The 17,169-nt window shown below is 35.0% G+C and carries 17 protein-coding genes; 11 read left to right on the plus strand and 6 right to left on the minus strand.

Annotated elements, in window-relative coordinates:
- Positions 1–112: 112 nt before the first annotated feature.
- The 4 genes from E7Z79_RS04810 to fwdF all read left to right on the plus strand — a co-directional run bounded on the left by E7Z79_RS04810 (position 113) and on the right by fwdF (position 4,886).
- The gene (locus tag E7Z79_RS04810; protein ID WP_303738838.1) at positions 113–3,058 is read left to right on the plus strand and encodes an Ig-like domain repeat protein; all 2,946 of its coding nucleotides are present in this window, start codon (positions 113–115) and stop codon (positions 3,056–3,058) included.
- A 102-nt stretch (positions 3,059–3,160) separates the two neighbouring features.
- On the plus strand, positions 3,161–3,619 hold the full coding sequence (locus E7Z79_RS04815) for a phosphopantetheine adenylyltransferase (protein ID WP_303738839.1): 459 nt from the start codon (positions 3,161–3,163) through the stop codon (positions 3,617–3,619).
- A gap of 61 nt (positions 3,620–3,680) precedes the next feature.
- Positions 3,681–3,872, plus strand: coding sequence for a 4Fe-4S binding protein (locus E7Z79_RS04820; RefSeq protein ID WP_303738840.1), 192 nt, complete (start codon positions 3,681–3,683; stop codon positions 3,870–3,872).
- Between the two features lie 9 nt (positions 3,873–3,881).
- Positions 3,882–4,886, plus strand: a complete 1,005-nt coding sequence (gene fwdF, locus E7Z79_RS04825) for a tungsten-dependent formylmethanofuran dehydrogenase subunit FwdF (RefSeq protein ID WP_303738841.1) — start codon at positions 3,882–3,884, stop codon at positions 4,884–4,886.
- Positions 4,887–4,911: 25 nt separating this feature from the next.
- Here the strand turns inward: fwdF and E7Z79_RS04830 are convergent, their stop codons facing one another.
- Together E7Z79_RS04830 and E7Z79_RS04835 are read right to left on the minus strand one after the other, a co-directional pair.
- The gene (locus E7Z79_RS04830; RefSeq protein WP_369693430.1) at positions 4,912–5,127 is read right to left on the minus strand and encodes a class III signal peptide-containing protein; all 216 of its coding nucleotides are present in this window, start codon (positions 5,125–5,127) and stop codon (positions 4,912–4,914) included.
- Positions 5,087–5,293, minus strand: a complete 207-nt coding sequence (locus tag E7Z79_RS04835) for a class III signal peptide-containing protein (RefSeq protein ID WP_292604580.1) — start codon at positions 5,291–5,293, stop codon at positions 5,087–5,089. Before E7Z79_RS04835 ends, E7Z79_RS04830 begins: the two co-directional genes overlap by 41 nt.
- Before the next feature lie 201 nt (positions 5,294–5,494).
- Between E7Z79_RS04835 and E7Z79_RS04840 the strand changes: the two genes are divergently transcribed.
- Both E7Z79_RS04840 and E7Z79_RS04845 read left to right on the plus strand, forming a co-directional pair.
- Positions 5,495–6,661 (plus strand): hypothetical protein, encoded by a 1,167-nt coding sequence (locus tag E7Z79_RS04840; protein ID WP_303738843.1) that lies wholly within the window; start codon positions 5,495–5,497, stop codon positions 6,659–6,661.
- On the plus strand, positions 6,661–7,380 hold the full coding sequence (locus tag E7Z79_RS04845; protein ID WP_303738844.1) for a metal-dependent hydrolase: 720 nt from the start codon (positions 6,661–6,663) through the stop codon (positions 7,378–7,380). The genes E7Z79_RS04840 and E7Z79_RS04845 overlap by 1 nt, the downstream gene beginning before the upstream one ends.
- Here the strand turns inward: E7Z79_RS04845 and rqcH are convergent.
- On the minus strand, positions 7,377–9,383 hold the full coding sequence (rqcH, locus tag E7Z79_RS04850) for a ribosome rescue protein RqcH (protein ID WP_303738845.1): 2,007 nt from the start codon (positions 9,381–9,383) through the stop codon (positions 7,377–7,379). The genes E7Z79_RS04845 and rqcH overlap by 4 nt on opposite strands.
- An 84-nt stretch (positions 9,384–9,467) precedes the next feature.
- Here rqcH and E7Z79_RS04855 point away from each other — a divergent pair, with 84 nt between their 5' ends.
- Positions 9,468–9,740 carry a hypothetical protein gene (locus E7Z79_RS04855; protein ID WP_303738846.1) on the plus strand — a complete coding sequence of 91 codons (273 nt, stop codon included), beginning with the start codon at positions 9,468–9,470 and terminating at the stop codon, positions 9,738–9,740.
- On the opposite strand, the gene E7Z79_RS04860 is transcribed toward E7Z79_RS04855, so the two are convergent.
- Complete coding sequence (locus E7Z79_RS04860; RefSeq protein WP_303738847.1) at positions 9,735–11,555, minus strand: DUF2070 family protein; 1,821 nt, start codon at positions 11,553–11,555, stop codon at positions 9,735–9,737. The two genes, E7Z79_RS04855 and E7Z79_RS04860, sit on opposite strands and share 6 nt — an antisense overlap.
- Before the next feature lie 120 nt (positions 11,556–11,675).
- Between E7Z79_RS04860 and E7Z79_RS04865 the strand changes: the two genes are divergently transcribed.
- The 3 genes from E7Z79_RS04865 (at position 11,676) to E7Z79_RS04875 (ending at position 13,775) form a co-directional block, all read left to right on the plus strand.
- Positions 11,676–12,197, plus strand: coding sequence for a FumA C-terminus/TtdB family hydratase beta subunit (locus E7Z79_RS04865; protein ID WP_303738848.1), 522 nt, complete (start codon positions 11,676–11,678; stop codon positions 12,195–12,197).
- A gap of 96 nt (positions 12,198–12,293) precedes the next feature.
- Positions 12,294–12,623, plus strand: a complete 330-nt coding sequence (locus E7Z79_RS04870; protein WP_303738849.1) for a hypothetical protein — start codon at positions 12,294–12,296, stop codon at positions 12,621–12,623.
- On the plus strand, positions 12,624–13,775 hold the full coding sequence (locus tag E7Z79_RS04875; protein WP_303738850.1) for a TIGR03576 family pyridoxal phosphate-dependent enzyme: 1,152 nt from the start codon (positions 12,624–12,626) through the stop codon (positions 13,773–13,775).
- A 41-nt stretch (positions 13,776–13,816) separates the two neighbouring features.
- Here E7Z79_RS04875 and E7Z79_RS04880 read toward each other — a convergent pair whose 3' ends face one another.
- A complete protein-coding gene (locus E7Z79_RS04880; RefSeq protein WP_303738851.1) occupies positions 13,817–14,722 on the minus strand; it encodes a biotin--[acetyl-CoA-carboxylase] ligase in 906 nt (301 codons plus the stop codon).
- 18 nt (positions 14,723–14,740) lie between these two features.
- Positions 14,741–16,231, minus strand: coding sequence for an acetyl-CoA carboxylase biotin carboxylase subunit (locus E7Z79_RS04885; RefSeq protein ID WP_303738852.1), 1,491 nt, complete (start codon positions 16,229–16,231; stop codon positions 14,741–14,743).
- Between the two features lie 68 nt (positions 16,232–16,299).
- On the opposite strand from E7Z79_RS04885, the gene E7Z79_RS04890 reads away from it, so the two are divergent.
- Entirely contained in the window at positions 16,300–16,932 is a 633-nt protein-coding gene (locus E7Z79_RS04890) for an METTL5 family protein (protein WP_303738853.1), read from the plus strand.
- Positions 16,933–17,169 lie beyond the last annotated feature (237 nt).

Raw genomic sequence — 17,169 nt, forward strand, 5'->3', positions numbered from 1 at the left:
GTTTTATCCACTCATTATGAAATACTAATACCTAGTATAATCATATTTTGCTATAAAATTTTCGTAATGAGAACCAAGAGGTGGAAAAATTTCGATTAAAAACAGATCATTAATGATTTTTATTGTATTGATGGTGTTCCTTGCAGTTGGAGCTGTCAGTGCAACCGAATCAATTAATGTTTCAGATACAGAAGATTCAAATTATTTAATAGGGGATGATGTTGATTCATCATCTGCAAACAATAAATTAGAAATTTCTAACGAGGTTTCTATCTCAGAGACTAATATAGTTAATTCTCATGATGATAATTTGGGGAATTATCCTGATGATGGGGCTTTAAATGCTAGTTCTGATTGTGAGGATGATTATCAAGAAAAATTAACTTCCAATGAAGCTGAAGCAGTTGGGGAAAATGCTTTAAGTTCAAGTGCTGATAGCGTTGTTGCTGCAACTTCAAGCAATAATATAGTCAGCGCTGGCAGTTCAAGTGTTGTTGCTGCTAGTAAGGTATCTACACATCTAAAAGCGTATGATACTCACTATGGAAAATCATCAACTATTTTTGAGGTTATCTTAAAGGACAATAATGGCAATCATTTAAAAAATCAGAAAGTAACTCTTAAAGTGAATAAAAAATCTTATTATGGATTCACTAATGATAAGGGTGTTGCTTCAATTAAAACTGACAGTTTAAAAGTTGGATCATATACTATTTCATTATCATATGGGGGAAATTCTAATTATGAGTCCTCTTCACTTTCTAAAAAAGTTAATGTATTGTCATCTGTAGTTGGAAGTGATTTAACTACCTACTCTAAATCAGCGTATAAGTATCAGGTAACATTCTGGAAAGATGCTGCAGTGTTGGCAAATACTAAGGTTTCTTTCAAGTTGAATGGTAAAACTTATACTGCAAAAACTAACGCTAAAGGTGTTGCCACCATTAACGTCAATCTGTTCCCAGGCAAATATGTTATTGATTTAACTAATCCTTATTCCAAGCAAAAAGTTTTATATAACATAATTGTTAAAAAAGAGGGAACTCAATTTGATGCTAAACAAACATATATTCCTGTAAACGAGGAAGGTTCATTCAAAGTCATTTTAAAATCAAAACATAACGTATTGCTTAAGAATAAAGTTGTATCATTTACTTATAATAAGAAAACAGTAACCGCAAGGACTAATGAGAAGGGGGAAGCTGCCATATCTATCCCTGTTCTTTCCAAAGGTACTCATAAAATTAGTTTTAAGTATGACGGTAACGATAATTATTATTCTTCTTCCGGCAGTACTGAGTTAGTGGTCGATAATCCGACTACAATTTTAACATCAAAAATATTGGTAATGACATACAATGACGGATCCAAGTTTAAGGTGAAATTAACAGACACTGACGGTAATGCTTTAGCGGGCAAGGACATTAAATTCAAAATAAATGGAAAAGCTACTTTTATCAGAACCAATGCTAAGGGAGAGGCCAAGCTTTCTTTAAAAAATGTGGCGCCAGGTAACCACATCGTAAAATATTCCTATTTGGCTTCAGGATCAAAGGATTATAGTCACGGTTCAAATAGAATTATAATCCTAAAAATTGTTGCTAAGGTAAGTGCAAAAGATCTGACAATGAAATCAAATGAGAATGGAAAGTATAAGGTATACGTTAAGGATTCATCCGGAAAACCTCTTAAAGGGGTTTCTGTCAAGACTGTTATAGGCAATGACAAGCCGTATATCTATAAAACCGGTTCAAATGGTGTTGCTAAATTGTATATAGCTAAGGGCACTGGTTTGTATAATATGAAGACAATAGTTTCAGATCCATTTTATAAATCTGCTCCTATAACTAATCTCCTTAAAGTTAAAGGAACCAAAATTGTAGCATATGACCTCTTTGTTTTGAATGGAAAGGGTGTTGGCTATTCTGCTAAGATAGTCAATGAGAAAAACAAGCCGGTTAACGGTAAGAATGTTGTATTTAAATTCAACGGTAAATATATAAATTCTAAAAGTAACGCTAAGGGTAATGCTTGGGTAACTTTAGGTAAAGTATCTAAAGGGGCTCATAAGATTAATGTTTACCAGGACAACAATAAGGAATCAGCACACATTTATGTTGTAAGTAAGGTATCTGTTAAAAATATTCTCGCTGCTTCTAAAAATGTCAATAAGTATATCTCCAAAAATCATAAGTTGCCTTCATCTGTCAAAATAGGCAACATCCCATTTAAAACTTCAGATTACTTATATATAGCTTCAAAAGCTATCGTTCAATTAGATGCAGGTAAGAAAAAAGATATTCCTGTCAAATTCCTGAAAAGTCCAAGCAGTCCTAAATCTGCAAGAGATTTGGGATATCTGAAGGATTATCTTGGTGTTGCAAAAAGTATAGTTAAAACCGGTGAATCAAAAGGTAAACTACCTAATTCTGTAAGTTCTAACGTCGGATCTATCGGTTATGATGGATTGGTTTATGCATTTTCGGATATACTTAATTACTATCGTGCACATAATAAAATGCCTTCTCACGTAAAGGTTCAGTCTTACTCTAGTTCATCTTCATCACATGATGGAGTTTTAAACAGTAAGAATACAATCGACAATTTGCTGGATTATTTGTTGGCTACTGAAAACTGTGAAGTCAACAATGAAAAAATCAAGAACTTGGTTTATAAGTTGACCAAAAATTGTAAGAGTGAAGAGGAAAAAGCGAATGTAATTTTCGATTATGTGAGAGACACTGTATCCTATAGTTTCTATTATGACACTAGATATGGTGCCGTTGGATCTTTAAATGCAGGAACAGGTAATTGTGTAGACCATGCACATGTGCTTGTAGCAATGTATAGGGCAGCCGGAATGCCTGCCAGGTATGTTCATGGTGTATGTACTTTTTCAAGTGGAAGTACATTCGGACACGTTTGGGCTCAAGTGTTGATTGGTGATACTTGGGTTGTTGCTGACGCTACAAGTACAAGAAACTCGTTAGGTGATGTAGTTAATTGGAATGCTAATTCATATGGACTTAATGGTTATTACAGAAGTCTGCCATTCTAATCAACTACTTTTTTATTTTTTTTAAATTTTCTTTTTTTCATAGCTATAAATTTATAATAGTTTTACTAAATATTTATGTAACAAGCTAATTAGGACATTTTTATGAATTCTAAAAGATATAATAAAGTGGCTGTAGGGGGAACTTTTGATAAATTTCATGACGGACATAAAAAGTTATTGTCCACAGCTTTTGAAATTGGCAATCAAATTGAAATTGGAGTCACTTCTGATGCATTTGGAGGATTAAAAGGAGATATAGATTCCTGTAAAGTTAGGATGTCTAATCTCAAATCTTTTTTTTCAGATAAATCTAATTTTGTCGTTGTTCCCTTGGAAGATCCTTATGGAACCACAATATATGATGAGAATATTGAAGCTATTGTGGTAAGCGAAGAGACTGAGCCTACCGCAGTTGAAATCAATGAGATTAGGGTTTCTAAAGGAATGCCTCCACTTGATATTGTTGTAGTTAGTTTTGTTTTGGCTTATGATGGAACTCCTATTTCTTCTACACGCATTAGACGAGGAGAAATCAATCAGAATGGGAAGTTCATTCAATAATTTTATGATAAAATATTTTATTTGTGTAAAATGAATATTTTAAGAAGAGAGAGGTGGTTATATGGCAGTAAAAATCGACCCTGATGTATGTGGACACATTGAAAATTGTCCAGTTCAAGGTTTATGCATTAAACTTTGTGAACAAGGAGCAATCATAGAAGAGGATGGCGATGTAAAAGTCGTTCCTGAAAATTGTGATGATTGTGATCTTTGTATACAAAATTGCCCAAATCAAGCTATTTCCAAAGCATGAGGGATAACAATGTTTAACATTGAAAGAACTGGTGAGGAACACCGTAAATTATCCTACAAAGACAATTATTGTATTGGTTGTGGGATATGTGTTAGTGTATGTCCGACTGATTCTTTAAGGTTAGGTCCTATTGTGCCAGTTGCACGAGGATTAATCGAAATGGATTTGGTGTCTGTTAATGCCGAATCTTGTGTATTCTGTGGATTATGTTCAGTTGCATGTCCATTTGATGCATTATCATTGACTATCGGGGAAACTGATATTAAGGACATTGAATCTTATCCTAAATGGGACATTGAATCTGAAGTGAATGATGAGGAGTGCATTTATTGTGGAAGATGCCATGCAGTTTGTCCTCAGGATTCCATTTTCTTTAGAAGAAACCTCCCAAATCCTGTGGATTTGGTGAGAGGGGAAATGGATATTGATGATGAAAAATGTATTTATTGTTCTTTTTGCGCAGACATGTGTCCTGCTGGAGCTATCATTATTAAAAATGTTCCAACAGCTAGCAATGATGTGATAAACAATTCCATTGAAGTTGATTTGGACAAATGTATCTTCTGTGGAATTTGTAAGAGAGTATGTCCTGAAGATGCAATCAATCAAGTCTGTTCCACATGCATGTACTATGATGAAATTGAAGCGGTTGAAATCACCGGTGAAACATTGATTTCAGAATCTTCATGTGTTAACTGTTCATGGTGTTCGGAGATTTGTCCTGTCGATGCAATTACAATAACTAAACCATTTGAGGGTACATTGGAACTGGTTGAAAATGATGAGAAGGTATGTAAAGGAGATTCCTGCCATGCTTGTCTTGACGTTTGCCCGTGCAATGCTGTTGAGATTGTAGACGGAAAATCCGTTACCAATCTGGACTTCTGTAACTTATGTGGAGCCTGTGTAAATGCATGTCCTCAGGATATTAGAATTTTGTCTAGAACCTCTATGAAATTGGACAATATCAATTCTGAATCCTGGACTGAAATTCTAAACACATTATTGGATTGAAAATAGAGAGTGTATCTCTCCATTTTCATATTTTATTTATCAGAAAATCTCTTTCTTTTTGTAACAAATTTTTAATGTTTGTTTGACTTTGTTCTGTTATATGGGACATATAACTTCCGACAAGGAGAACGATAATTATTAATCCTCCGATGATCAAGATTAATTCAGCGCTTCCCTGTCCTTTGTTATCAAGTTTTTTTCTATACATGAGTTCTGTTGTCGAGTATTGTATTTCTAACATCTATGATATCGTCCTTGGCTTTTAGGCTGACATCACTTGTGTTCATGTATGATCGGTATATTGTTAATGCAAGCAGTGCTATAACAATAACTCCTCCAAACAGAAGAATGTATTCTGCGGCACCTTGACCGGAATTTTCTTTGAAGAATTTTTTCATTTTTTTCATTTTTTTCACCAATCTTATTTAGGATTTTTTACTATATTAATATTACTATTCTTTAAAAAAGTATTACTTTTTAATAATTTTCCTTATTTTTCCCTGATTTTTTCTTATTTTTTCTTATTTTTTCCAATAACTTTATAAATGGTTTTAAATAAATTAATTAATAGTTAAATATAGAGTGATAATATTTGATAGGGTGAAAACGTGGGAAATACAATTAAATTAGTTTCAGGTTTTATTTTATTTGTAATAGGTATTCTCATCGCATATGAAACAGCAGTCTATAACCTAATAGACATACTTTTAATTGTAGGTCTGGTTATTTCAATTGTTGGAATAATCCTTCTGGTTAGTTATTTTGTTGAATCTAATGCGGATAGAACTACTAATAAAATTAAAGAATTTTTAGAGTCCAGAGAAAATGGCGGACTTTCTTTCAGTGCTTTTGAAAAGAAATCCGATGATAATAAATCTAATGGACCGTTAAGAGTAAGAAAAGAATTCAATGATTATGATGATTCTGCTTTTGAGGAATTGGAAATTGGCGATTATCCAAGTTCCGACGGCAGTTACTTCAATGATGATTATGACAGAAGTTCAAAAGCTGTTTTAAGAGTTGTGCCTCAAAAGGAATCAGAAGTCAATTTTGACAATCAGCTTGATTTTGAACCATATTATGGTAAGCCATTAAAAGTTACACGTGCTCCTAAGAGAAGGGAAGGAGATTATTACGTAGAAGAGATTCCGGAATTCATTGTTGAACCAACAGATAATTCTAATGAGATTCAAGAAGCTTTGGCGGTAGAAAGGCCAGCACTTGAACCTGTTTTTGATGCTCCTACTAAAAGGGCTCCTGAAGTTCCTGCAAGGGAGATTAAGATTGATGTAAACAATCCTGAAAGTTTGCCGGTTCCAAAATCTCTAAACAGTTATGTGCTTACCGATGATGGTATGCTAACTTCCAAAGAGGCATTTGATAACCTTGCGGTTAATGTTCATAAGGAGATAATGCTGGAAATCCCTTCCTTGAACGATTTGTCTGACATGTTCTTATCTCATGTTCCAACAATCTATTCTAGGGTAATCATCAACGAGTTTGATCTTTCAGACATGTCCTACATGTTTTTAATTTCATCTCTTATTAAACAAGGAGTACACATTAAGACTGTTCCAAAGGTACATTCCATTAATTTAATTACTGATGACTCTTACGCTATGATTATTTCTGAAGGTAAGGGTGATGTGGAATATGGTGCTATCTATAATGATAGGAATTCCATTTCAAACATAAGGGCAGACTTTGAAAAGACTTGGAACATAGCATCTAATTTGGATGAAAATGTTATTATGGCTGCTGGTGGTGCTAAATAATGGAAATTAGGTGGCTTGGACATTCAGCTTTTGAAATAATAAGCGATGACAATGTCAAAATCCTGATTGACCCATTCATTAGCAACAATCCTGCATGCGATGTTCCTGTAGAGGATTTAAATCCCGATATTATTCTGCTCACTCATGGACATTCAGACCACTTTGGAGATGCATTGGAGATATCCAATAGTACCAATGCGCCTATTGCATGTATCCATGAGATTTCACTCTTTTTAGCAAAACAAGGTATAAGAAACATTAGTGTCAATATTGGCGGTTCTTTCATATTCAGAAATATTAAATTTACTATGCTTGAAGCTAAACACTCTTCCGACATAGACATGGTTGAAGAAATTGTTCCGGGGGGAACTGCTGCAAGCTTCTTAATAACTTTTGAAGACGGAACTAAAATATATCACTGTGGAGATACTGGATTGTTTGGTGACATGAAGGATATAATCGGTGCAATCTATAAACCTGATGTTGTGCTGGTTCCTATTGGTGATAAGTTTACAATGGGTCCTTTTGAAGCGGCTCTCGCTACAATGTGGATGAATCCAAAGGTTGTTGTTCCGATGCATTACAACACTTTCCCGCCTATTGAGCAGGACCCTGCAATATTTGCTAATTTTGTAAGTCAGTTTAACCCTAATATTGATGTTGTGGTTATGAATCCTGACGAGTATTTTGAATTTAATCCTGAAAATTATCAGGATTAATTTTTTTCATATTTTTTTCTTTGATGATATTCCTCATCGATATCGCATTTTCCAGACGGCAATACTCTTATGATGTCATCGAGAGTTAATAAGTCATCTTCATTTATTTTGTGTATAATCTTTTTGGCAATCGCTTCTTTTTTGGTGAATCCCGGTTTTATTACAACATAATTATCGCAATGTTTTTCTAAGGAGTCTATTGGACCTACCATTATCCTTTTTCCTTCATAATCAACAATTCCAATAGCCAATTTTACCCTTGCGCCTCTGATGTAATTTCTATGGCCCCTTATAACGAATGATCCTTTTGCAAGAAATTCCCCTGATTCGGGAGTCTTTGTAACCTGGTCCGGATTGACCCAAAATACGTCTTGAGATGTGAAGCCCATCGACCAAGCAGATGAAAATGATGCCGCAAACTCACCGGATTCTTTAAGGAGACTGTCATTTACTTCATCACCATTCAACTTTATGGCAGTTGATGATGCCCCATGTATATCCGCATGCAAGTAAATGTCATTAGGTTCCAGATATTTCTTCACGACACTCTCGTTACTGTTGGCGTCACGTCCTCCAATCACCAGATGTCCGTCGGAGCTTAAGAACCATCTTAATTTTTCATACCATTTGAGGTCCTTTTTCACTCTCTTTTTAGGAACGGCAATATTTTCCATTGCAATGTCCTTTTTGGCTTTGATCTCTTCAAGCTGTTTTTTGGTATTTTCGATAGCTATTTGAGCACCTTTTGTTTTTCTTTTTGCTTTTTTTGCTTTTTCATAATATTTTTCAGCGTTTTCAGGTATTGTCAAATTTGGATCTATATTTAGTGTGGTGTTGTCAATGTTTAATGTCAAAACGCCCATCTTATCTATTGATTCATAGATTTGCGCTTCTGCCATTCCGTCTTTTTTGGCTTTTTTCAATGTTTTTCCAATTTCTTTAAAAGAGTAGTCCTTACTCCTTGCTTGGTTAACGACAGTTACTACGTTTTCGATGGTAGGGTAATTAGAATAGATAACCTCTCCTTTATGTTGACTGTCTTCGATGGTCTTGTAAAAATTATCGAGTGTTTCTTGTTGTAAACGTAACCTTTTTTCAAACTTGTTTACTTTCTTGTTCCATGCTGATTCCCTGGTATTTTTTATGCTGGTGTTGACTTTTTTTGAGTAGAATTCGTCGCATGCTTCATTAAAGCTTTCAAAGTATGTCTTTTCAAAATTTTCATATTTTATCAAATCAAGTGCAACGACATCTTCCTTGGATTCGCTCTTCACTATTTGAGGCTTAATGTTGCCTTCTGTAAGGCTATCGAACAGGTTTTTAAATCCTGCATATAATCCTTCTAATTGCTTTTCGGTTAATTCATTATTCGGGGTATTCTTGTCCAGTGCGGTTATCTCATTAGCCCTTTTAATAACCTCTTCGGCATATAAGCTTCCAAGCCCATTTATTGCAAGGGTCCTCACGACATCACTTTCGGAGTCATTGAAGACCTCTTTAAATTCATTCTCAGTAATGGTCATAGGATTGATTCCCCTCTCTTCGGGAAATGCGTATTCGATTTTTGAACTGATGTCCCTGGCACTCAAACGTTTCCTTTTAAGAGGCAAAATGATATTATTCTCATCATCCAAAAGGATTATGTTTCCCTTGTCGAACAGTTCAACAATTATTGTGTAGTATTTGTCCTTTTTGACTTTTATCTCCACTACACGGTCAAAATTATGTTGTTTGATGCTTTCAACATGAGCTCCCTTTACCCTTTTTCTTAAAAGCATTGGAAATGACGGTGGTGTGGTCGGATTTTCAAGTGGGTACTGGCTTGTATGTATCCTTGATCCGCATTGCATAACCAGGTCGACCCTTCCGGTTCCTGGAACGTGGAATCTCATAACGACTATATCCTTTGTCGGTTGGAATGACTTATCGACTCTGGCTCCGCTTAATAGATTATTCAATTCATTGCTTACTGTAAAAATGTCAACATTGGACATGGACTTCATTATCAAACACCTTTTTAATCAATACCTTAATATATTATAATCACTAAAATTATATTAATATATTTAATTTAATGGAGGATATAAATGGACACTACTATCAAAGTTACAAGTATTCATATTGTTGCAGGTCTTGTTGCTGCTTTGCTTTCCGCAGCTTTGACTGCTGGTTGGTTCGGATTTAAAAATGACGTATTTGCATTTTTCATTGCTGTAATAATATTATATTTTGTCGGCCAATTCTCTCAAAAAATCGCAGGTGACGAAATCTCCGGATTCAGTCAATGGTTATGGGATGGAATCTCTCCGTTCTTCTTTACATGGGTTATTGCATACACTTTATTTGTAATGTATTTATAAACCGCCGAAGAAAATCCATACAAATGCGATAAATAATGAGGTAATCAGCAAAACTGGAGCTATAATCTTACTCACAGCCACAACGGAACTTATTGTTGAAATCAATTCTGTTGAATTTTTAGGGCCGAATGTATTAAGATTCTTAATTTTATTGGTTCCAGTTCCAACTTCAACTTTTTCTAAATCTTTAATTGCTTCAATTATACTGGCTCTAGTATATTCTATAATTTCAGCTCTTTTTACAATTCCGATTGGATTATATCCTCTTGAAATGGTATTTACTGTATGTGTATCGGTTGTCATCACTTCAATTTCATCGATTTCAAGGTCACTTACTGCATCTATAATTTCCTGTCTGAATCCTTTTTCCATATTGTTGGCGTCAAATAATACATAAGCGGTCCTTTGACCATCAACTTCAACAATCATGGTCTTTATTCCGCTTTCACCAACTCCATCATTCTTGTCAAGGTCATCCATGTTGTCTGCATGGCATCCTACCCTGATGTCATATTTTTCCTGTTCTGGATTGATTGCATCAATAACGTCAATTAACTGGAATACTTCAGAATTTCCAGGAAGGACTTCTCCACTTTCAGCAGTGAATGAATTGTGGCAGTCTACAATCACTGAATCTTTGACATTACAATGGTTTCTGCTTTGGGCCATCATTGTAAGTCCAACACCGAATTCGATATCATCAACAGCTTCAGGAGCAAAAGTGGACAGTATCACCATTCCTTCGTTGAAAAATTGAACTCCGATATTCGCCTTTTCACAGTTATACCTAACGAATTTACTTGCACTTTCAGAATATTCAATTCTTTCAAGGCCTTTTTTAATGGAGTTTTCTATCTTGTCGATTTCACTGACTGCAATCGGGTTAAAGTCATGTGTTGAAGGGCCGTGTGCAACCATGGTAAAGAAATCAAATTTGTTTGCAAGCAGAGTCGGCATATTGGAACCGCCTAAATCTCCTAAAGGTCCTGGATGTACGGATGGAGATATGAACAGCGCTTTAATTCCATTTTCTGTTTTAAAACTAACGAATGTAACAATAGTGTCAATAGCTTCGCTCATATTTTCAAACAATCCCTCGAGGGAGTTTGATCCTTCATTCATATGGGCGATAAATAGACTTAATAAATCCAATACTCCTATTCCCAGATTTTTCTTGAATGGGGAAGCAATGACTGTAATGAATGCATAAATTGCGATAACAAATATTATTGATGCAACAAATGCCTTAAGGCTAATCTGGAATATGGCAGGTCCCAAAAAGCTTGTATCAATAAATAAAAATGATATTGATATGTACATGGCTATGATGAGCACCGGCTGAATAAATCCTGTCATTGCAGCTATGGAAAATCTGACTTTGGATGTTGCCCAGAATACCAATGTATTGAAACCATATATCAAAACGCAAGCAAATATCATTGAATTTATGAATATGTCCACATTTATCAGTCTGGAAATTATGCATCCCAGCAGTACAAATATTCCTAAAATGGTCATTGAAAGAGCTGACAGAAACATTGAATGCTTAATTTTCAAGTTGATTCCATTAAGACCACTTATTACCTGCTGGTTCAGGGCTCCACTCATTATAGAAGTGATGCCAAGAACTATAAATCCAAATAATCCCCCATAAATGAAATCTTCAATGATTCCCTGGTTGGGTGTCAAATCGATAGCATAATAAAGGCTTCCAATCAGAAAGCTTATTATCATCATTCCAATTATTGAATATTTGGTGTCAGGTAATGTTTTTATAAATTTTGATAAACCTGCAACACTGCTCATGCTTGACATATTTTTTCCTCGTGGCATTTTAGCCATTAAATTTATTAAATCTAAAAATTTTATATATTTATAGTTATATTTTTATTACTCTCTTAATAAAAAGATTATTATTAATTTTAGGGTGGATATATGGAAAAAAGATTGAATGTTCCAATTAAGGATGAAAATTTAGATGAGTTAAAAGCTGGCGATGTAGTTTATTTGACTGGAAATATTTTGACCGCAAGAGATCAAGCACACAAACGCCTTATTGAACAGGGCGCTCCATTAGATATTGAAGGAGCAGTGCTTTTCCATGCAGGGCCGATAATAACAAAAAAAGATGATGACTATCAGATGGTAGCTATTGGACCAACCACTTCAATGAGAATGAATCCTTACCAAAGTGATGTTTTGGATATGGGTCCTAAAATTGTCATCGGTAAAGGTGGAATGGATGATACTGTGCGGGAGGCTTTGGTCCGCAATAATGCATTATATGTGGTGGCCACTGGAGGATGTGCCGCATTGTATGTTGATGCTGTTGAAAAGATAGAAAGTGTGGACTGGCTCGACTTGGGAATGCCTGAAGCCATGTGGAATTTGAAGGTTAAGGATTTTGGACCGCTCATTGTTGCTATGGACAGTCATGGCAATAGTTTATATGATTAAGAAATTTAGAATAATAATGCTTATATATGAGATTAGTTTATAGTATATTTTAAATTATTATTATTTTGTATTACATAATAAAGAGGAAGTGTATTTATGGCTGACATTGATGAAGTTGCAGAAAAAAAATTCAAATCTAGAATGGCAAAAATCAGAAAAAGTAATAGGGAACCTGAAGAAAAAGAGAAGTTTTTTCAAAAATTCGGAACTTCTTTTGAGATTGAATTCCAAAATAAGAATCCTGATAAGCTTACCGATGGAATAACTATCTTCACAAGTCCTGAAGGTAAAGTCTTATTTGCTGAATACTATTATCAAGTTCCTGAAGATGAAGAATACACATCTATTGATATTACTGAAAAACAATTGAAGTCAATCATAGAATTCTTTGAAGATTATAAATTGCAATTAGACGATTCAGATTAGATGATAGTTAACAGTTCTTTAGATGAAGTTAAAAAAAGAGAAAATGCCCTGTCAATTATTAAGGACATAGTTGAAAACAAGGGGCGCGAATTTTTATTTGACTTAACAGGCCTGTCTGGTGGATTTATCGCAAGTCCATCAGAGTTAAGCCTTCTGGAAACCTATGTGGGTCCAGCTATTTTTGAAGATGCTCTTCAGGAAGTCGGAATTGAGCATATGGGCGGTGAAAAGGTTCTTCCGTTAAACAGGACCTCTTCAGGAATCTTAGCCACCATATTGACATTGGTTGAAAAGGATTCTAATGTGGTGCATTATCTTGCAAAGTTGCCTGCCCATCCGTCAATACCTCGAAGTTGCAGTCTTGTTGGAGCGAACTATTTCGAGACTGATGTTTTTGAAGATTTCTCAATACCTGAAAATACCTCACTGGTTGTAGTCACAGGTTCCACAATGGACCATGAAGTGATTGATGAGGATGAATTTAAAAAAGTAATTGAAATGGCTCATGAGAAAGACATTCCCGTAATGGTTGATGACGCATCCGGAGCAAGGCTTAGGACTGTTGTGTTTAATCAGCCAAAAGCCTGTGATTTAGGTGCGGACATTGCAATTACAAGCACTGACAAGTTAATGCCTGGTCCAAGAGGGGGATTAATGGCCGGCCGCAAGGATCTGATTGATGAAATCAAAGTCAAGGTCCATCAGTTTGGTCTTGAAGCTCAGCCGCCTGCAGTTCTTGCCATGTTGAATGGAATTAAAAATTTCAACGGAGATAATCTTGTAAAGAGTTTTGAAAGAAAAGATCAGCTGTTTGATTTGTTAAATGAAAACTTCAGCAATATTCAAAAAACCCCAACAGGTGTCATGTTCACTCCTGAAGGTTTGGCGAGGGAGATTGATGTTTCTCATGATTTGTCAGACAATGATTTGGCTTTTGTATTTGCACTGATTTTACTAAATGACCATGGAATAATTACCATCCCTGCTGTGGGGATGCCTGGTGCATCAGCAACAATAAGGTTTGACCTGTCAACTACTGATGCGTTTAATTTGGATTTGGAAGATCTGTCTCAAAAAATCAAATCTTCATTTGATAAATTAGTTGATATCGCCCCAAATGAAGATGAGTGCAAAAAAATTATTTTTTCATAATTTGAAATGGAAAATGTTATGCTTTGATATAACATTCAATTTCAATTTTTTATAATGCATTCTCCTGAAATAACTTTTTCAAGAGTGCCGTCAGTTTTTTCAACAACCAATGACCCTTCTTTTGAAATGCCTAGAGCATAGGCGTCATATGGTTGGTTAAATGGTTTTTTAACTTCTACAATTTTGCCTATTGTATATGACCGCTTTCTCCATTCCTTTAATATTTCTTCATGGCGGCCATGGTTAAACAATTCGAAAATTTCTTCAATTTCTTCTAAAAAGAGTTTGATTAAAAGATTTTCATCCACTTTTCTTCCAAGTTCTATTTCAAGACTTGTTGTTTTATCCTTTAATTCTTCGGGAAAATCTTCAATGTTTAAATTGGCATCGATGCCAACGCCTACAACGACATTTTCTATGCTGTTAAAACTGGTGGTGGCTTCGGTTAAAATTCCACAGACTTTTTTGCCGTTTATCATGATGTCATTTGGCCATTTGATTTCACAACTTTCAACTTCAATTCTTTCAAGAGTTTTTGCAACTGCAACTCCTGTGGCCAAGGTTATAAGAGGAATATTTGAGTAATCAACATTTGGTGTTAGTATGATTGATAACCATATTCCACCCAATGGTGATTCCCATGTTTTTCCAGACCTTCCCCTTCCGGCCGTTTGCTTTTCAGCAATGACAACACTGCCGTTTCCAATCCCGTTCTGGGAGAGGAACTTGGCTATGGTGTTTGTTGAATTTACTTCTCTGTAGATATACAGATTTTGTCCAACAAACTTTGTGTCTAAATCTTTTGAAATTTCAGAGGATTTAATGTGTTCTGTTTTCTTTTTACCAATTGCTTCAATTAAATCTGCAAAGTCATTGATGTTTGCATCATTAATCTCATCGGATGTAATGCCTTCTTTTTTCAATAAGCTTTGGATTTCATTATTCATCCGAAATCTCCAGAAAACTTATTGTTTATCCATTTGTTGTTTTGCATCAGTCAGGTAAGATCCGACTGCAGCTGAAATTGCAGCTATTTTCTTAGCAGGCATGAATGTGGATTTTAATTTGTTTACATATTCTAAATCTTCTGCAATGACATTGACCATCTCTTCTTCGATGCCCTGTTTGTAGGTATCGATGAAGTGGGTGTTCAAGTCTCCTGAAATAAAGTTAGGATTTCTTAAAACAGCTTTATGGAATGGAATGGTGGTTTTAACACCTAAAATGATATATTCGCTTAATGCTCTTTTCATTTTGTTGATTGCATCGTCTCTGCTTCTTCCATAAGTGATTAATTTTGAAATCATGGAGTCATAAAATGTTGGAATTGTATAATTCATATAAACTCCACTGTCTAAACGTACACCAGGTCCTCCAGGGGATCTGTAACCGGTGATTTTACCCGGATTAGGTGAAAAGTCGTTAAGTGGGTCTTCTGCATTGATACGACATTCGATTGCATGACCTGTTACTTTAATATCATCTTGACTGTAGGTTAATTCATCGCCGTTTGCAATCTTGATTTGCTCTTTAATCAAATCAGTGTTGGTAACCAATTCGGTAATTGGGTGTTCCACTTGAATACGTGTGTTCATTTCAAGGAAGTAATATTCTCCATTGTCGTATAGGAACTCAACAGTTCCTGCGCTTTTGTATCCTATGTATTCTGCAGCTTTGACTGCACTTCCACCCATCTGTTCCCTTAACTCTTCGGTCATGATCGGGGAAGGGGCTTCTTCAAGGAGTTTTTGGTGTCTTCTTTGAATGGAACATTCCCTGTCTCCAACGTGGATTACGTTACCGTGTTCGTCAGCCAATATCTGGAATTCGATGTGTCTTGGTTTTTCAAGATATTTTTCAATGAATACTGTTGAATCACCGAAGTTTGTTGATGCTACGGATTGTGTGGATTCGATTGCCTGTACAAGTTCTTCTTCTTTATAAACTGCACGCATACCAATTCCACCACCCCCTGCTGAAGCTTTTACAATAACAGGATATCCGATTTGACTGGCTATCTCTTTAGCTTCTTCAATGTCGCTTACTCCTTCAGGTGTACCTTCAATAACTGGAACTCCGGCTTTTTTCATGAGAGCTTTTGATGTGATTTTGTCTCCTATACTACTGATTACTTCTCCGCTTGGTCCAATTAATTTTATTCCATTTTTCTCACATTCTTCACCGAATTTAGGATTTTCAGCTAAGAATCCATAACCTGGGTGTATTGCATCAGCTCCAGATTCAATTGCAATATCCATAATTTTTTCGATATTTAAGTAGGATTTTGCAGGTGAAGGGTTTCCTAATGGATAACTTTCATCAGCATAATTTGTATAAAGAGATGTTTTGTCTGCATCAGAGTAAATAGCTACACTTTTGATGTCGAGTTCACGACAAGCACGCATTACTCTAATGGCTATTTCTCCTCTATTTGCGATTAATATTTTTTCAAACATTTAAAAACCTCTGAATTTTTTCATTAATATATAATTATATATTACATAATATATTAAATATTTGATTAATGAAAAAAATTACTCGCAAAAAACATTTGGAAATGAAACTTCAATCAATTCCGGGCCATCCTAAACCTAAGGTTGGACTTGAGCAGTATACCACTCCTTCTGTCATCGCCTCTGATCTGGTTTGGAATGCATTTTCCCTTGGAGATATTGAAGGATGTAATGTCATTGACCTGGGTTGCGGAACCGGAGTATTTGCCATTGCATCTGCATTGATGGGGGCAAATTCATCAATTGGTGTGGATATCGATGAGGATTCTGTTCGTTTGGCAATCGACGTTAAAGATAAGTTAAATGTCGACAATGCAGATTTCATCGTCAGCGATATCTGTGAATTTGATTGGGGGTCTGATGTAGATACAGTATTTCAAAACCCTCCATTCGGATCTCAAAGAAAGGCGGACTCCGGTCAGGATTTGAAATTTGTTCAAAGGGCAATCGATTTGAATCCTCATGTTTTATATTCATTTCACATGGCATCCACACAAGATTTTCTAATCAGATATTATGAAGATAACGGTCTTGAAATTACTCATATTTTTGGGTATAATTTCCCTATTCCAAAGATTTATAATTTTCATACAAAAGAAAAGCAAAATGTTGATGTTATTGCCATACGAGCAATTTTAAAATAATTTTTATTTTCAAAAATTCTTATTTTTTCACCAAAAAACAATACATTTATATAGTGGATAGTACATATTCAATATTAATATATTCTCTGAGTATAAAAAAGTTGGTAGCATATAAGAAGCTACAGATATTATAATTGATATAATATTTTGTAAATGTGTAAGTCTATTTAGTGATAGCTATATAAATGTAGGGTAATCTTTATATAGTTTGCTTTATATAAAGTATACTAATGTATA

Origin of the sequence: Methanobrevibacter thaueri (genome assembly GCF_015062905.1) — an archaeon.
In the GTDB taxonomy this organism is placed as follows: Archaea; Methanobacteriota; Methanobacteria; order Methanobacteriales; family Methanobacteriaceae; genus Methanocatella; species Methanocatella thaueri_A.

Excerpts from the sequence above, each read along its gene's own strand:
- E7Z79_RS04815 (WP_303738839.1), top strand. The coding sequence starts at position 3,161 with ATGAATTCTAAAAGATATAATAAAGTGGCTGTAGGGGGAACTTTTGAT.
- E7Z79_RS04845 (WP_303738844.1), top strand. The coding sequence starts at position 6,661 with ATGGAAATTAGGTGGCTTGGACATTCAGCTTTTGAAATAATAAGCGAT.
- E7Z79_RS04835 (WP_292604580.1), bottom strand. The coding sequence starts at position 5,293 with ATGAAAAAAATGAAAAAATTCTTCAAAGAAAATTCCGGTCAAGGTGCC.
- E7Z79_RS04820 (WP_303738840.1), top strand. The coding sequence starts at position 3,681 with ATGGCAGTAAAAATCGACCCTGATGTATGTGGACACATTGAAAATTGT.
- rqcH (WP_303738845.1), bottom strand. The coding sequence starts at position 9,383 with ATGAAGTCCATGTCCAATGTTGACATTTTTACAGTAAGCAATGAATTG.
- E7Z79_RS04880 (WP_303738851.1), bottom strand. The coding sequence starts at position 14,722 with ATGAATAATGAAATCCAAAGCTTATTGAAAAAAGAAGGCATTACATCC.
- E7Z79_RS04870 (WP_303738849.1), top strand. The coding sequence starts at position 12,294 with ATGGCTGACATTGATGAAGTTGCAGAAAAAAAATTCAAATCTAGAATG.
- E7Z79_RS04810 (WP_303738838.1), top strand. The coding sequence starts at position 113 with ATGATTTTTATTGTATTGATGGTGTTCCTTGCAGTTGGAGCTGTCAGT.
- E7Z79_RS04890 (WP_303738853.1), top strand. The coding sequence starts at position 16,300 with ATGAAAAAAATTACTCGCAAAAAACATTTGGAAATGAAACTTCAATCA.
- E7Z79_RS04885 (WP_303738852.1), bottom strand. The coding sequence starts at position 16,231 with ATGTTTGAAAAAATATTAATCGCAAATAGAGGAGAAATAGCCATTAGA.
- E7Z79_RS04855 (WP_303738846.1), top strand. The coding sequence starts at position 9,468 with ATGGACACTACTATCAAAGTTACAAGTATTCATATTGTTGCAGGTCTT.
- fwdF (WP_303738841.1), top strand. The coding sequence starts at position 3,882 with ATGTTTAACATTGAAAGAACTGGTGAGGAACACCGTAAATTATCCTAC.
- E7Z79_RS04860 (WP_303738847.1), bottom strand. The coding sequence starts at position 11,555 with ATGTCAAGCATGAGCAGTGTTGCAGGTTTATCAAAATTTATAAAAACA.
- E7Z79_RS04875 (WP_303738850.1), top strand. The coding sequence starts at position 12,624 with ATGATAGTTAACAGTTCTTTAGATGAAGTTAAAAAAAGAGAAAATGCC.
- E7Z79_RS04865 (WP_303738848.1), top strand. The coding sequence starts at position 11,676 with ATGGAAAAAAGATTGAATGTTCCAATTAAGGATGAAAATTTAGATGAG.
- E7Z79_RS04830 (WP_369693430.1), bottom strand. The coding sequence starts at position 5,127 with ATGTTAGAAATACAATACTCGACAACAGAACTCATGTATAGAAAAAAA.